This is a genomic window from Syntrophomonas palmitatica JCM 14374 (assembly GCF_001311885.1).
Lineage (GTDB): Bacteria > Bacillota > Syntrophomonadia > Syntrophomonadales > Syntrophomonadaceae > Syntrophomonas_A > Syntrophomonas_A palmitatica.
Genome location: NZ_BBCE01000003.1, coordinates 104801 through 121057, shown reverse-complemented (window position 1 = coordinate 121057; position 16257 = coordinate 104801). Strand labels below are relative to the sequence as shown.

Genomic DNA, 16257 nt, shown 5'->3' with positions numbered 1-16257 from the left:
ATCATTAATTAGTCCATGGCTGATAAACAATATCGTTCATCTGTGGCTAATTTTCCCCTTTGGCAGATTTAAAATTCAGGCGGGTCAATCCTTTGAAATTGTGGTTGAGCATAATGGCCACCGCTTTCAAGGCTGCAAAGCGAACAATTTCGATATCATCGGTATCTTCGATTTCCAGAGGAGTATTTTTTAAAGGATGTATGTATTTGTTTCTCAATTTATGTAATACCAGCAGCAACGCTACCAGCAGGTAGATATCATCATTATGATTATGGTTGCTGGTTAATTCAACAAATACCGACCAAGCAGCCTGGCTGAGGTTATCCGGTCTTTGTTTTATGTAAGGATAAGCACAAAACGCATAAAAACCGCGTGGATAAGGTTCATCCAAATACGCCAAAAGCTGTGAATTTACATTCTGAGCAGCGGACAATACCTTCTGGAATTCTTCATTATATTCTCCGGATTTCACTTCATTTTTTATATCCTTGCATCTTCTGATCCCGCCCTCACTGAGACGAATTCCCCGCGCCGCAATCGATTCAACCGGCCTGATAAACTCCAGCAGAACATATACTCCATTCTCAATAACATCCATCATCTTATCGTTTTGATACAATTGGTATATAATTTCGCTGTCCATTATGGCCTTATAAAAAACCGCACTGTCCACACTTTCCGCCAGGGCGGTAAAACCTGGTATCTGATCGGCTAATTTAGTGTTTATTATTGATATAAGAGACTCATCCATTTCATTAGCAACCTGTTGGCGAATAGTAAATAGGCGATCATTCATTTCCAGCCAGCGTTTTTCCACCAGGATATCCTGCCAGGCCAGAGTGAGCATAATCTCCTCAGACCTTTCCGTTAACTGTATTCCAGTATTATACATTTCGTTGAGCTGTCTGATTGATAAGCTGGTTCCATCCCAGTTCTCCTGTTTCATTTTGCCTAAAAGCTCTTCCAGATCCTTGAATACGCTATGTAAACGCATAGTGTTCCTCTGCATTTTGCCCACAACATCAGCCGATAGATTTTCGAGTTCACGGATTATCCCGTCTTGAAAACCCGCCAGACGTGATTCAACCGCTTTGCCTAACATGACTCTAAATTGCTGGCTGATCTTATCAACATCGAAATATTCATCAACATCAATATTTTCCTGGTTTTCGAGCAAGCGCATTAAAAGACGCTTAATATAATCGTAGAAAACATCTTTTTCCCTGGCCATTTCATTCTGCAGAGCTGACAGCTGACTTTGCAGAAAGTCGTCCAAGTCCAATAAATCAGAATTTTTGTCTTTGCGCATATCCTCAAGGATAATGTTTAACATTTCCTGCTTCGTTATTACTTCCTGGATAAGTTTGCTCTTGCCTTCACTCAGCGAATCCCCGGCGTTAATAATATAACGGAAACGGCCGATTACACCCTCCACTTGATTTATGAATTCATCACAATCTTCCCTTAACCAGGCGATGCTGGTAATAAAATCTGTCTTAACCGTATTCAATATAGGGCTGGTGAGTTCATTAATTTCATCTGTAAAAACATCATCGCAAATTGGTTTAATTTCTGTCATCAATTCATCGACTCTAGGATTTTGCTCAATATTAACTTCCTCACGATTTGTGCTGATGGATGATATCCTTTTAATTATTAATATCCCAATAGAACCTGTAATTAAAAACACAAGCAAAGACCAGATTGAAAAACCCTGGCTTAATAATAAAAAACAGTAGAAGTTTATGAGCACCAATAACCACAATGCCATCCACAGGTAATTGTTGTTGCTTATGCTTTCTTTAATTCCGCGTGTAAAACTCATATCAGATTTATATTCCACCTTATAAATTATTTAATAGGCTTTCTTCATATTTCATCGTCATCATTGGCCAAAAACTTGACTCCAATTCAAATGACGCATAACTAATATATATTTCAAGATTTTTTTCGTCATTATTTAGCATTTTTTAATCCTATACTACATATCCAATAACCCCTTAATGCGTTTTCGCATCAGTTAATAACTCAATCCTTTTTTATTAAGAATTGTTTGACAATTTGTTGGACTCTGGCGCATACACTCCGTCTAATGCTCTATTGCATTATATGTAATGCTTTTTCGCATTTTTGACGTGTTTGTTTTCCAATATTAGTTATATTCAGCTTCATTTACGGCCAAATTAAGGGCTTAGATGAAATAAAAATAATCATTTTGCTGGCATATAATTTGCAACTTCTGTTCAACATAATACATCATCATGTAACCCCCTTAAATGTTTTAATTATATATTTGCTGCTATTCATTCTGGTGAAAGTGACACTCACAACTTCATTGTAACCCGGCACTCCATCTCATGAATAGCAGCCTCCCCTTCTTTTTATTAGCAAATTATTAGCAATGATTTCGGTTCAAAATAGATAATTTCATAATTTTTGCCTGAACACGCACCAGATTTTACCCGGCACGCAGCAATAATGCAGCTCAGTTCCGGGGAATCTGTGTTTTTTCCAAATTTTTTAAGAAAGGGGGACCAATTAACAAGGATATCAGCTTTTTAATTGAACAAACTAGTTTTATTAAATGAATGGAGGGAGGTTTATATGATTTACCAGAACCTGCTTTTGGAAAAAGAGGATCGTATTGCTGTTTTGAGTATTAATCGCCCTAAAGCTTTGAATGCATTGAATCAAGATACTTTAATCGAACTCAAGGCCGCTGTCAATGAGATAAAAGATGACCCGGGTATTGATGTTCTAATAATAACCGGTGCAGGAGACAAAGCTTTTGTGGCAGGCGCTGATATCGCCTTTATGCAGCCCCTGTCGGGAGTGGAAGGCCGGGCTTTTGGGGCTCTGGGACAGGAAGTATTTCGTTTAATTGAAGCTATGGAAAAACCCGTAATCGCAGCCGTGAACGGTTTCGCCCTTGGAGGAGGATGTGAACTGGCCATGTGCTGCGATTTTCGTATTGCTTCCGCCAGTGCTAAATTTGGACAGCCTGAAGTTGGCCTGGGGATTACTCCTGGTTTTGGCGGCACCCAGCGCTTACCCCGTATCGTAGGGCCGGGAATGGCCAAGCAGCTCCTGTTTACCGCTGAAGTTATAGATGCTAATGAAGCTTTACGGATCGGGTTGGTTAACAAGGTTGTTGCCCCCGAGGAACTTATGGATACTGTGAAAAAAATCGCCGGCAAGATTATCAAAAATGGGCAAATTGCGGTTCGTTTAAGCAAAGCCGCTGCTAATGAGGGATGCCAGACTGATATTGACCGGGCGATGACTATAGAAGCCGATCTATTCGGCTTATGTTTCTCAACTTTAGATCAAAAGGAGGGGATGCAGGCTTTTATTGAAAAACGCAAAGCTACCTTTACAGGAAAATAAATACTAAATATTGAGGAGGTAATTATAAGCATGAAGATAATGGTACTTGGTGCAGGTACTATGGGAGCCGGTATCGTGCAAACCGCTGCCCAGGCTGGATTTGAAGTAATCGTACGTGATATTAAACAGGAATTTGTAGATAAAGGTATTGCCGGTATCGACAAGCTTTTAGGCAAAAATGTTGAAAAAGGCAAAATGAGCGCAGAAGATAAAGCGGCTGTAATGGGCAGAATTTCCGGTACGGTTGATATGGCTGCCGCCGCAGACTGTGATTTGGTTATCGAAGCTGCCCTTGAAGTTATGGACATCAAAAAATCTATCTTCAAGGAACTGGACGCTATTTGCAAACCCGAATGTATTCTGGCCACCAATACCTCAGCATTAAGCGTTACCGAAATCGCTGCCGCCACCAACAGATCTGACAAGGTTATCGGCATGCATTTCTTCAATCCGGTTCCGGCAATGAAACTGGTCGAGGTTATCCGCGGCGCTAATACCAGCCAGGAAACCTATGACACTATTAAAGCTATGTCTGAAAAAATGGGCAAGTCACCGGTTGAAATCAATGAAGCTCCTGGCTTTGTTGTAAATCGACTTTTAATTCCTATGCTGAATGAAGGTATGTACTGCTTAATGGAAGGCGTAGCTAATGCGGCTGATATTGATACTTCCATGAAGTTCGGCGCCGGACATCCGATGGGACCTCTGGCATTAGCGGACATGATCGGACTGGATATCTGCCTGAAAATCATGGAAACCCTTTACAAAGAATTTGGCGATCCCAAATATCGTCCCTGCCCGCTGCTGGTTAAGATGGTCCGCGCTAATAAACTAGGCCGCAAGACCGGCGAAGGCTTCTTTAAGTATTAAAAATTGAAAAATTTAATATATAGGAGGATGTAATTAATGTCAAGAGAAGTTGTAATCGTATCCGCTTGCCGTACACCGGTTGGAAATTTTGGCGGCACCCTGAAAGATACCCCGGCAGTTCAATTGGGCAGCGTCGTCATGGCTGAAGCTGTAAAACGGGCTGGGATTAATGCCAATCAGTTAGATGAAGTTATTTTTGGCTGCGTACTGCAAGCCGCTCAAGGACAGAACGTAGCTCGTCAAGCTATGATAAAGGCCGGCATTCCCCAGGAAGTTACCGCTTTCACCATTAATAAAGTTTGCGGTTCCGGTTTGAAGGCTGTCAGCCTGGCCGCTCAGGTTATTAAAGCCGGAGATGCTGATATAATCCTGGCTGGTGGTATGGAAAGCATGAGCATGGCTCCTTATGCTCTGGATAAGGCCCGCTACGGTTATCGTATGGGTCCCGGCACCCTGATTGACTGCATGATTAAAGACGGACTCTGGGAAGCTTTCAATAATTACCATATGGGTATTACCGCTGAAAATATCAACGAACAGTGGGGCATAACCAGAGAAGAACAGGATGCTTTTGGTCTTAGAAGTCAGGAGTTGGCTCTCAAGGCTATCGCAGAAGGTAAATTCAAAGAGGAAATCGTTCCTGTAGTTATTCCCGGCAAAAAAGGTGACATCGTATTTGATACCGATGAATTCCCCAAAGCTACAACGGCGGATAAATTAGCCGGACTGAAACCAGCCTTTAAGAAAGACGGCAGTGTAACCGCCGGTAATGCTTCCGGTATTAACGACGGCGCTGCAGGTTTCATTGTTATGAGCAAGGAAAAAGCTGATGAACTGGGTATCAAGCCCCTGGCTAAAATCGTCAGCTATGCTTCCGGCGGCGTAGATCCTAAGATTATGGGTATCGGACCTGTACCCGCCAGCAAGAAGGCTCTGCAGAAAGCCGGTTTAACCGTAGACGATTTGGATTTGATTGAAGCCAATGAGCCTTTGCGGCACAATCTATTGCTGTGGCTCGTGACATGGGCTGGGCCGATAAAATGGATAAGGTAAATGTAAATGGCGGCGCTATTGCTATCGGACATCCTATTGGCGCTTCCGGCGGTCGTATCCTCTGCACCCTGCTCTTTGAAATGAAGAGAAGAGGTTCAAAATACGGTTTGGCCACCCTGTGTATCGGCGGCGGCATGGGTACTGCCTTGATAGTTGAAATGTAATTGCGGCGCATGATTCTATAAAAGTTCTAAAAATCAACATGCCTGTGCGAAGTTCCTATTTGGATTTCGCACAGGGTTTATTAATAAGTTGTAGGGTTTGAATGGAGAAGGAGGGTTAGTAATCATGGCCAGCACATTTATGGAAGAATACAAAAACAAGCTTATAAGTGCTGAAGAAGCAGCAAAGCTGGTAAAATCAGGTGACTGGATTGACTATGGTTGGTGTGTGGGACATGCTCGTGACGTAGATAAGGCTCTGGCTGCCAGAGCTGAAGAATTAGTGGATGTAAAGGTTAGAGGCGGTGTAACTCTATGGATGCCGGAAATTTTTAAGATCGAAAATCCCGGCGCACATTTTACCTGGAATTCATGGCATTGTACTGGTGTTGACCGTAAAATTCTCGATATGGGATGTGGATTTTACTCTCCTATCCGGTATTCAGAAGTCCCCAGGTATTATCGTGAAAACGTTGACCGTATTTCGGTAGCGTATTTCCAGGTTGCCCCCATGGATAAACATGGTTATTTTAACTATGGTCCCCAGGCCTCGCATCAAACCGCAGTATGTGAAAAATCCGATTATGTAGTAGTAGAAGTAAATGAAAAAATGCCAAGATGCCTGGGAGGTTATGAAGATTCCATTCATATATCACAGGTTGATTTTATTGTTGAAGGTTCCAATGCTGATCTGCCTCAGCTTGGATCAGCGCCTCCCACCGAGGTTGATTCAAAGGTGGCGCAATTAATTGTGGAAGAAATTCCTAATGGAGCATGTTTGCAGCTGGGAATCGGCGGGATGCCCAATGCAGTAGGTATGATGATCGCAGAATCAGATCTGAAGGATCTGGGTGTGCATACCGAGATGTATGTAGACGCGTTTGTTGATATATATAACGCTGGAAAAATAACCGGCGCGAGAAAATCGATAGATCGTTTCCGTCAATCCTTCGCGTTAGGCGCAGGCACTAACAAGTTATATGACTTTATAAATGATAATCCCGCTGTAGCTAGTTATCCGGTTGATTATACCAATGATCCCTATACAGTAGGCCGTATTGACAATTTTATGTCTATTAATAATGCGGTTGAAGTTGACCTTTTTGGGCAGGTTTGCGCGGAATCATCGGGTATTAAGCATATCAGCGGTACCGGTGGTCAGTTAGATTTTGTTATGGGCGCTTATCTTTCCAAAGGCGGCAAGAGCTTTATTTGTTTATCCTCAACCTATAACAAAGGCGGCCAGCCAGCATCCAGAATTGTGCCCACTTTAAAAAATGGCAGTATTGTAACTGACTCCCGCACCACAGCTCATTATATTGTAACTGAATACGGCAAGGTCTGTCTGAAAGGCAAGAGCACCTGGGAAAGGGCCGAAGGATTGATCGATATTGCTGATCCTCAATTCAGAGATGAATTGGTTAAACAGGCTGAAGCTATGAAAATCTGGAGAAGAACCAATAAACAGGATGCACAGAAGATAGCTTTGTAAAATTAGTCCTAATTGTTGTGTTTGGTGTCAATAGAGGATTTTCTTGACACTATGTCGTATTATCATTGATTAACAGATTAAGAAATGGAGGGAATAGTATTGCCGCATAATAATTATCTCTATCAGATGAGAGACATCAAATTCCAGATGAAAGAATGGCTGGACATGGAAAAACTTTTGTCCTGCGATGGTTACAAGGATTATTATGGAATTGATGATCTGGACGGTTTTCTGGATGTAAACTATAAGATTTGCCGAGATGTAATCTGCCCGGCCAATAAAGAAGCCGATGAAATTGGTTTCAAGCATGTCGGCGGCAACGAGCATGCCGTAGTCAGCCCTGATGTTTTCAAGACTGTTTATAATACGGTTTGCGAAGCTGGTCTTGGCCCGCAGTTCGGCGATCGTGAAGTTGAAGGCCGTATGCCTTTGGCCTGGTATGCTCCTATTTTAGAAATGCAGTCCGGGGCATCTCCGGCTATGGTTATGTTGTGGTGCCTGACTCAGGGCGCTACTACTGTTATCCAGTACAACGCTGCACAGAAGTTCAAGGATCTATACCTGCCCAAGATGTACTCTGGTGAATGGGGCGGTTCCATGTGCCTGACCGAACCCGGCGCAGGCTCCGAAGTCGGAGCGGTTTCCACCAAGTGCTTCCCCACCGATACCCCCGGCCTCTACAAAGTTAAAGGCCAGAAATGCTTTATCACCACTGGTGACAGTGACTGCGTTTCTAACATCATTCACCTGGTATTAGCCAAAACTCCGGACGGCAAACCCGGCACCGCCGGCATTAACTGCTTAATGGTTCCCAAATTCTGGGTTGATGATGACGGCAATATTACCAAATGGAATGATGTCACTACCGTAGGTATCGAACACAAGCTGGGCATTCACGGTTCCGCCACCTGCACCCTGGCATTTGGCGAAAATAACGACTGCTATGGCTGGATGATCGGCGAAGGTCCGGTAGACGGCCGCGGCAAAGGTATGGCTCAGATGTTCCAAATGATGAACGAAGAACGCATTAACACCGGTATCTTCTCCCTGGGTTGTATCGGGGCAGCTTACTATGCGGCTCTGGATTATGCCAAAGCGCGCGTACAGAGCCCGCACTCTTCCAATCCCAAGGGACCGAGCGTTAGGATCATCGAACATGAAGACGTCCGCCGCATGCTGATGCTGCAAAAGTCTATGATGGAAGCCTGCCGGGCGATGATCTACACCTCCTATTACTATATCGATATGTCCAAAGAAGCTTCCACGGAAGAAGAAAGAGAAGAAGCCGAAGACTTCTTCATGATCCAGAATCCGTTATGTAAAGCTTTTATATCCGATATGGCATGGCAGATGACAGCTGAAGCTATTCAGGTGCACGGAGGGTACGGTTTCATGGAAGAATACGCCCCCGCATCCCTGGCCCGCGACTGCAAGATCTACTCCTTGTGGGAAGGCACCAACTTTATCCAATCACAGGACTTCACCGGCCGCAAGTTCACTATGAAGAAGGGTGAACCTTTCGCCAAATGGATGGCTCAAATCGGCGATTTCATCGCTAACGAGAAGACTCCGGAATTCGCGGCTCAATTCGATTTGATGGCTGAAGCCTTTGCGGCTTTCAAAGAAATAGTCGATATGACCAATGGCTGGAGAGGCGATCAGCAAAAGCTGGTTCAATTATTTGCCACTCGCACAATGTATGCGGGCGCTATGACCCTGGGCGGCAAGCTTATCCTGTCGCAGGGCGTCCTAGCTGCCAAGAAGTTAGCTGAACTGGGCGAAGATCATTATGACGCCAATTTCTATAAGAGCAAAATTGCTACCGCCAAGTTCTTTGTCATGAATGTGGTTCCCAATATATTTGGAATTCTGAAGGCCATGAAGCTTGCCGACACCAGTGCGGTCGATATGCCTGAAGAATGCTTTATGTAAACTAATAAAAAACAGCCGGGTTAACAACCCGGCTGTTTTTTTATTATTGGAATTTAAGCCCGTATTTAGCCGCCTTACGAACTATGGTGGATTGGTTTACTTCTAATACCCTTGCAACCTGGTACGTAGAGTGATAACGGTTAAAGGCATTTTCTAATAATTCTCGTTCGGTAGTTTCCACCGCCTGCTTCAAAGGAACCAGTTCGCCAGGGTAAGCTGAAAAATCTACATTACTTAAGTAGGTTGCAGATCTCGCAAACTAATTATATTGTTAACACTTGTTATAACCAATCTTTCTATGAGGTTTTCCAGTTCCCTGACATTACCGGGCCAGGAGTAATCTAATAGTTTTTCCATTACACTATTATCTATTCTTTTATCCAAAGCATATTTATTATTATAAAAATTCAAAAAATAGTTTGCCAACATCGGGATATCCTCCAAACGTTCCCGTAAAGGAGGCACATTAATAGGTATTACATTCAAACGATAAAAAAGATCCAATCTAAATTGTTTATTGTCAATCATTTCCGCCAGGTTGCGATTGGTTCCGGCCAATATACGTATATCTACTTTAATAGGGGTCACTCCGCCTACCCGTACGATTTCCCTATCCTGCAAGGCCCTTAACAATTTAACCTGTAAGTTGAGCGGCAGCTCTCCGATTTCATCCAGGAATAAAACCCCGCCTTCAGCCAGCTCGAAAAATCCCATCTTGCCATCTTTATGCGCTCCGGTAAAAGCCCCGGCTTCATAACCAAATAGTTCGCTTTCCAGAAGGTTTTCAGGGATGGCGCCACAGTTTACCTTAATAAAGGGTCCGTTTTTCCTGTTGCTGCTGGAATGTATAAGACCGGCTATGAGTTCTTTGCCTACACCTGATTCCCCCTGTATAAGGACGGTTGAATCAACATTAGCTATTCTTAAAGCCAGGTTTACGACCTCTTTCATTTTGTCAGAATTAACCACCATATTATGTGAAGTGGCCAGTTTTAACTGCTGTAATTCCGTTTCATAAAACTGGCGCAGGCTTTCCATATGCTCCAGGCGGCGCTGCAAATCATTTAATTCCGTAATATCACGCACATTGGTAACCACCATTATAATATTACCCTCTTCATCAAAAATAGGGTTGCTGGTAACCAGGGCTTCTTTACCCGTTTTTGAAACCAGGGTTATGGTTACCGGTTCACGCTTCTGCAAAGCCAGCAGCGTGCCGGAACGAGAAAATATACCGTTAGCTACTAATTCCTCCATATTCTTCCCCACGCACTCGGCGGCATTAACACCCATAATACGTTCAAACCCTTTATTTAATCTGAGGGTGTTGGCTTCGCCATCGGTTACATAAAGACCGTCAAAAGAGGATTCTATAACCGCCTCCATTTCCCGTTCGCGCAACCCTTCCATCTGATCTAATTTGCGCTGCAGTTCATTTAACTCCGTTATATCACGCACATTGGTAACTACTAGGATGACATTGCCTTCTTCATCAAATATAGGTGTGCTTGTAACCAGGGCTTCCTTTCCGGTGCTGGCGACCAGACTGATGGTAACCCTCTCTTTCTTTTCCAATGCCAGCAGTGTACCGGAACGGGAAAAAACACCGTCCTCAACCAGTTCCGCCATATTTCGTCCTACACATTGTTCTTTATAAATACCCATTATTCGTTCAAAGCCCTTATTAAGTCTCAGGGTATTGGCAAAGCCGTCAGTAACATAAAGGCCGTCAAAAGAGGACTCAATAATAGCTTCCAACTCCCGGTTGAGCTGGCTGATATATTCTGATTCCCGCAGAACTTGTTCTAACTCAGATACGTCACGTAAAACCAGAACACGACCTACGATTTCCTGGTCTTTAACAACGTTCTTACAAAACGGCACAAAGGTAGATTCGCCCAACATTATTTTACTGGCGGTTATTAGTTCCGGGCTGTATAGAATTTCTACTATTTCGTGATTATTTATCACCTCGTCTATTTTTTGCCCTAACGCTTCCCCGGCATTTATCTTTAGAAAACGGCTGGCCCATTTATTAAACAGATTAATTATTCCATCTTTGTCAATGGCGATTACAGGTGTGGAAACCGCATCGATAATAGCAAAGGTTTCAGCCGTTCTATGTCTTTCCCGCATGGCATAACGCGCGTTAATTTCACCCCGGTCTATTAATCCGGCGATAGCACCGTCTTTAACGACTACCGATATAGTGTTTTGGTTATCTTCTGAATACGGAATATCTTGGTTGTAATCCATCATCTGCAGCGGGGGATAAAGCAGCTCGCCAAGTTTGGTTTGGGCGGAAAGCCCCTCCGCTAAAGCCACCATCAGCAGATCTTTGTTTACAATACCCAAAATATGACCGGAGTCATCAAGCAAAAGGGCTGCGTTTACTCTCTGGTCTAACAGAATCCGAGCCGCCTGACCGATAGTCTGGTCGCTGCGGAAGAGCAAAGGCATAGGATTCATAACTTCATGTGCCTTCATCCGCCTCACTCACCCCAAATTGATTTTTATTATATATTAACACAATTTTTCTCACTATTTCGACTATTATCATCAAACAGAAGGGGCTGTATATATTGCAAAAAGCACAATATAAACCGCCCCAGAATAAAGGTAATCCCTATTGTGTCATTACGAGCCGCAAGTTAATCAACCGGGTCGAACATGTCTTTGGGAGCACCGCACACCGGGCATTCGTCGGGAGGTTCGGGCCCTTCGTGAATATATCCGCACACCCGGCATTTCCAGCGTTTATAATGCTTTTTACCGCTTTTATCGCGGCCCAAATTACGCATAGATTCGCTGGCATCGACTTTAGGAGCTATAATTATTTCCCCTGTCAAAACACCGTCCTTAATGTAGCTGCGTTTGAAATATTTCTCTACGGGGTCATTCACCTCTACTACCCGGCACTGATCCAAAGGCAGGTTGACATCTCCTATGGAGAATATCTCCATGTCGAAGGCCACTAACATCGTAGACAAGACCGGAGGCTTATATTCCGCCCAGTCACCTGCGGCGGCTGCCCCCGCCGTGCGCCCCATCTCCAGTGAAACCGGCCATAACCCGATAAGGCGTTCACCAAACTGTGCGCCATCGCCTGCAGCAAAAATATTAGGGATGTTGGTGCGCATACTGCTGTCAACCACCACGCCCTGAGCAACTTCCAGACCCGCTTCCTTAGCCAGTTCAATATTGGGCTTAACCCCGGTAGAGAGAAGAACCAAGTCAGCAGGCAGTACTTCTCCACTGCTGAGTTTTACTCCCTCCACCTTTCCATTTCCTATAATCTCCTCGGTATCAACGCCCAGGCAGAGCTTGACTCCTTTATCTTCCATGAGCCGCTGCAAACGCAACGAAGCTGCTTCATCCAGTTGGCGGGGCATGATGCGGTTATTATGTTCAACCACCGCTGCGTTTACCCCGCAAGATACCATTTCCCATACAGCTTCTAAGCCTAAAACCCCGCCGCCGATAACTACCGCATTTTTCGCCTGTTTGATAGCTTCTTTCAATTGCAGCGCATCCTCCAGGCTGCGCAGGCTGAATACTCCCAGGTTTTCCGCGCCCTTGAAGGGCGGAATGTTGCTGCGGGCTCCTGCAGCCACGATCAGTTTGCTGTAGGGTATCAACTCACCCTGCTCGGTTTGAACCAGTTTAGCATCTTTATCTATCTTAACTGCTTTGGCATTGGTTTTAAGTTCTATCTTGTTTTCCGCATACCAGGATTCGTTAAAAACGTAGAGCCGCTGGTCCGGCAGATCCTCACTTAAAAAATCGGATAAGGCGGGACGGTAATAGGGGCGATACGCTTCTTCGGTCAGCATGATGATACTGCCGCTACGGTTGCGCTTGCGGATGGCCTGAGCCGCTGATAGTGCAGCAATTCCCCCTCCGATAATCACAAAACTATCATTAGTATCGTTTATGAATTCATCTTCCATGGACTCCCGTACAAAGTTCTCCCTGCCGACACCGCAAGCCGGACAAACGGCAGGCGGCTCAGACCCTATATGTATATGCCCGCAAATCAGACAGCGCCAGCGGGTTTGTGATTTATCGGCTTTCTTTTCCAATATAGCGCGGGCAAAATCCATTCCCAGGTTAAAAGCATCTTCCAGATTACGTTCTGAGGGTTTGAAATTAACCCGGTATCCGGGCATAACCTGCATACGCAAAGCCCGCAGGCGGTTTTCTATACCCGGTACCGCTTCACCGCTCCATCCATAGGAACCAAAAGCAAGCGCTACCTTGTCACCATGGGTAATCGGGGAAAGACGGTTCAACAGTTGCCATATGGGGGAAAGAGCGTCTCCATTAACCGTATTTGAACCTACCAGAAAACCGCTGGCGTCTATCAGGTCTTGCGCAACCCTATCCAGCAAATCGGGATCATCCAGCTTGTCCTCAATCAGTTTATAAGTCCTGACATCAAAATCGCCAATGCTCAGGATACCGTCAACCATAGCATCAGCCAATTTCTTAGTAAAACCATAAATGCTTAAATAGGCCAGGACAATCTTAGGTTTATCCGCCGCAGGCGCCGAACGTGCTGACCATTGCCGGTACAAATCCAAATAACGATCAATGTCCTGGCGAAGAACCGGGCCGTGACCGGGAGCCACCATATCCAGCGGCAGATCCTTTATTTTATCAAGAGCCTCCAGGACATAAGGCTTAAAAGGGCCGATGATTGCATCAAAATATTCTTTGTAATGCCCTGTAAAATTGCTTTCCATCAGGTCGTTAAAAAGCCTTTCATCAGGATAGTGGCTGCCAAATGAATCACAGGAGAATAATATCTTATCTTCCTGCAGATATGTATAGATAGTGTCAGGCCAGTGCAAAAACGGTGCGTTAATGAATCTCAGCGTTTTCCCGCCCAGATCCAATTCATCGCCGTCCTTAAGTTCCTGTGCATTAAACTTCCTGTTAGTGATTTCACGCAGAAATCCCAGGGCGGTAGGACTGGCTAAAATCGTTATATCCGGGGCCATTTCCAGGAGTTTGCCTACAGCTTCTGAATGATCAGGTTCAGTATGATTCATGATCAGATAATCGATCTCGGACAGATTGACCAGGCTTTTCACATTTTCAATATACTCATTAAAAAACTTGTCTTCACATACTTCAATCAAGGTGGTTTTTTGGCTGCCTTTTACGAGGTACGCATTATAACTGGTTCCATGCTCCGCAGTCATTACCAGGTCGAATATGCGCAGTTCAGGGTCGCGCACCCCTACCCAGTAAACCCCTTCCTTCATAGGAATTACTGCCATAGTATACCTCCTCTGCCATAGTTATTTTGCTTACGTAATGCAATGATATGCCAGAGATGGATAAATAACAAGCAGGAAATATTAAACTTTGTTCAATTAATTTGTTAAATTCATGCCCAGGAGGATAGGGCTGCCGCTTGAAATATCGAAGCCCGTATATTGGATAGAGAATTCAGCAGGAATATTTGATGTTAAGATATGGTAGTAATCTTCAAAATCTTGGTTTGCCTCACAGTTGAAAATATGTAATAGCCAGTACTAATCTCCGGCTATTTTTTTATTTATATCCTTAGAAATTTGGAGCGTCCGCTTTCCAGGGTGCGGAAAAAGACCTCTTTGCCCTGGTCGTTTACGACCACCAGCGAGCGGATGGAAAAAGACCGCAGGGCATCAGTTACGGAAAGGGTTCCTTCCGCAGAATTCTTGCGCCCGGTGAACGGCAGCTCGTCAGGACTGCGTCTGCACTGGGCATTCAGATTAATTCGCGATACATGATTAACTAATATATCTATTAAAGGCGCGGCATAATCCGGCGAAGAAGTGAAAACACTCGCCTGCTGCCCGTAATCGGAACTCACCAGGTAATCAACCACTTCTTCCATGCCTTTAAACGGGCTTACCGGTATTAAAGGACCAAATTGTTCAACCTGGTGGATTTTCATTTCTTTGTTTACCGGGTAGAGAACCGCGGGGTGGAATAGGTTATCCTGTACCCGGCCCCCGCCGGGATTAACGACTTTGGCTCCTTTCTGCAGGGCATCCTCTGCCAGTTCTGAAAGCCATTTGCATTTATCGGTTTCGGGCAAGGGAGTAATCCTTACCCCATCTTCCCAGGGCATGCCGCATTTCAGCTTATCAATTTCACCTGTGAATAAATCAAGGAACCTGTCCGCGAGAGATTCATGCACCCATATATGCTTTAAGGCCGTACATCTCTGGCCGTTAAATTCCAAAGCCCCGTCCGCACACTCCCGGGCCGCCAGTTCCAGGTCGGCATCCGGAAATATAAAGGCCGGATTCTTGGCTTCCAGCCCCAGGATCGTGCGCAGGCGGTGGCTGCCCTCATAGCTATCCGTTAAAATCCTGGCTACCCGGCTGCTGCCGGTAAAACCCAGGATGGTTACTTTCCCGCTGTCCATAATAGGACCTATGATAGTTTCGCCATCGCCATTTATTACATTTACCACTCCGGGAGGAAATGATTCTGAGAAGGCCTCCAGAAAAGGTATCAAACAGAGCGCTCCGTAGCGGGGCGGTTTTAATATAACAGTGTTACCCATCAGCAAGGCGGGAATTAGCATGGCGAAGGTTTCATTGAGCGGATAATTAAACGGCCCCATGCACAAACATATGCCCAATGGGCATCTTCTCACCTGGTATATGAAGTTTTCCGCGCGGGAAACGGCGCTGCTCTCCTGGTCCAGCTCCCTTAGTCTTTCTATGCTGTCCTGCAGGTATTTAAGGGTGCGCTTGAATTCATCCAGACACAATCTGAAGGGTTTGGCGATTTCCCACATTTCCAGCAAGGCGTATTTTCTTTCCATGGCCCGCATGCGCCAGGCAAAGGATTTTAGGGCTTCGATTCTTTCTTCAACCCTCATCTGCGGCCACTCGCCCATGCCGTTGCCATAGGCTCTTTCGGCAGCCGCCAATGCCTGCAAAGCCTCATCTTTCCCCAGCTCTGGATACCTGCCAATGGTAACGCCCCAGGCTTTTTCACCTTCTCTAAGGATGATTGGTGATACAACCTCGATGCCATTGCCCGGATAGGTTTTTATCTCCCCGGCAATCAGGTAATTCATGCCTTGCGGGTAAGGTTGGATTGCATATTCAGCCGGCACCAGATTAAGACCCGAATTTGTATTCTGAACCTTTGATAAAGCCATCGAAAAACTCCTCACTGGCAGTTTTTATGATTAGTATGTATAAGATGATATTATTTTATTTTAATTACCCAGGCAAGAAGCAGGTTAAACTATAACCATTTATGATGATGAACAACCATATATTAAGATAGATATATTTAAGTTGTGTATTTAAAATATCTGTGCTAAAAATAATATACAATAAGATCATA

The 16257-nt window shown here is 44.6% G+C and carries 9 protein-coding genes and 1 pseudogene; 5 read left to right on the top strand and 5 right to left on the bottom strand.

All coding sequences use genetic code 11. From position 1 onward, the window contains the following. Positions 1 to 46: 46 nt before the first annotated feature. Positions 47 to 1825 (bottom strand): hypothetical protein, encoded by a 1779-nt coding sequence (locus tag JCM14374_RS02805; RefSeq protein ID WP_054693214.1) that lies wholly within the window; start codon positions 1823 to 1825, stop codon positions 47 to 49. A 779-nt stretch (positions 1826 to 2604) separates the two neighbouring features. On the opposite strand from JCM14374_RS02805, the gene JCM14374_RS02800 reads away from it, so the two are divergent. The 5 genes and pseudogenes from JCM14374_RS02800 (at position 2605) to JCM14374_RS02780 (ending at position 8895) form a co-directional block, all read left to right on the top strand. Beyond that, a complete protein-coding gene (locus tag JCM14374_RS02800) occupies positions 2605 to 3387 on the top strand; it encodes a short-chain-enoyl-CoA hydratase (protein WP_054693211.1) in 783 nt (260 codons plus the stop codon). A gap of 30 nt (positions 3388 to 3417) precedes the next feature. Next, entirely contained in the window at positions 3418 to 4257 is an 840-nt protein-coding gene (locus JCM14374_RS02795; protein ID WP_054693208.1) for a 3-hydroxybutyryl-CoA dehydrogenase, read from the top strand. Between the two features lie 36 nt (positions 4258 to 4293). Beyond that, positions 4294 to 5474: pseudogene (locus tag JCM14374_RS02790) on the top strand (acetyl-CoA C-acetyltransferase). 124 nt (positions 5475 to 5598) lie between these two features. Then, positions 5599 to 6963: a butyryl-CoA:acetate CoA-transferase gene (locus tag JCM14374_RS02785; RefSeq protein WP_054693206.1), complete on the top strand. Its 1365-nt coding sequence runs from the start codon at positions 5599 to 5601 to the stop codon at positions 6961 to 6963. A gap of 99 nt (positions 6964 to 7062) precedes the next feature. Continuing rightward, positions 7063 to 8895, top strand: coding sequence for an acyl-CoA dehydrogenase family protein (locus JCM14374_RS02780; RefSeq protein WP_054693203.1), 1833 nt, complete (start codon positions 7063 to 7065; stop codon positions 8893 to 8895). A gap of 43 nt (positions 8896 to 8938) precedes the next feature. On the opposite strand, the gene JCM14374_RS13350 is transcribed toward JCM14374_RS02780, so the two are convergent. The 4 genes from JCM14374_RS13350 to JCM14374_RS02765 all read right to left on the bottom strand — a co-directional run bounded on the left by JCM14374_RS13350 (position 8939) and on the right by JCM14374_RS02765 (position 16066). Continuing rightward, on the bottom strand, positions 8939 to 9088 hold the full coding sequence (locus tag JCM14374_RS13350) for a hypothetical protein (protein WP_157048925.1): 150 nt from the start codon (positions 9086 to 9088) through the stop codon (positions 8939 to 8941). Between the two features lie 41 nt (positions 9089 to 9129). After that, positions 9130 to 11382, bottom strand: coding sequence for a sigma 54-interacting transcriptional regulator (locus JCM14374_RS02775; RefSeq protein ID WP_054693200.1), 2253 nt, complete (start codon positions 11380 to 11382; stop codon positions 9130 to 9132). 164 nt (positions 11383 to 11546) lie between these two features. Beyond that, positions 11547 to 14180: an FAD-dependent oxidoreductase gene (locus JCM14374_RS15105; protein WP_054693197.1), complete on the bottom strand. Its 2634-nt coding sequence runs from the start codon at positions 14178 to 14180 to the stop codon at positions 11547 to 11549. Between the two features lie 281 nt (positions 14181 to 14461). Continuing rightward, on the bottom strand, positions 14462 to 16066 hold the full coding sequence (locus JCM14374_RS02765) for an aldehyde dehydrogenase family protein (protein ID WP_054693194.1): 1605 nt from the start codon (positions 16064 to 16066) through the stop codon (positions 14462 to 14464). Between the last annotated feature and the right edge of the window lie 191 nt (positions 16067 to 16257).

Bases quoted from the DNA above. Each gene is read 5' to 3' on its own strand.
- JCM14374_RS02805 (WP_054693214.1), bottom strand. From the start codon at position 1,825: ATGAGTTTTACACGCGGAATTAAAGAAAGCATAAGCAACAACAATTAC.
- JCM14374_RS02800 (WP_054693211.1), top strand. From the start codon at position 2,605: ATGATTTACCAGAACCTGCTTTTGGAAAAAGAGGATCGTATTGCTGTT.
- JCM14374_RS02795 (WP_054693208.1), top strand. From the start codon at position 3,418: ATGAAGATAATGGTACTTGGTGCAGGTACTATGGGAGCCGGTATCGTG.
- JCM14374_RS02785 (WP_054693206.1), top strand. From the start codon at position 5,599: ATGGCCAGCACATTTATGGAAGAATACAAAAACAAGCTTATAAGTGCT.
- JCM14374_RS02775 (WP_054693200.1), bottom strand. From the start codon at position 11,382: ATGAAGGCACATGAAGTTATGAATCCTATGCCTTTGCTCTTCCGCAGC.
- JCM14374_RS15105 (WP_054693197.1), bottom strand. From the start codon at position 14,180: ATGGCAGTAATTCCTATGAAGGAAGGGGTTTACTGGGTAGGGGTGCGC.
- JCM14374_RS02765 (WP_054693194.1), bottom strand. From the start codon at position 16,066: ATGGCTTTATCAAAGGTTCAGAATACAAATTCGGGTCTTAATCTGGTG.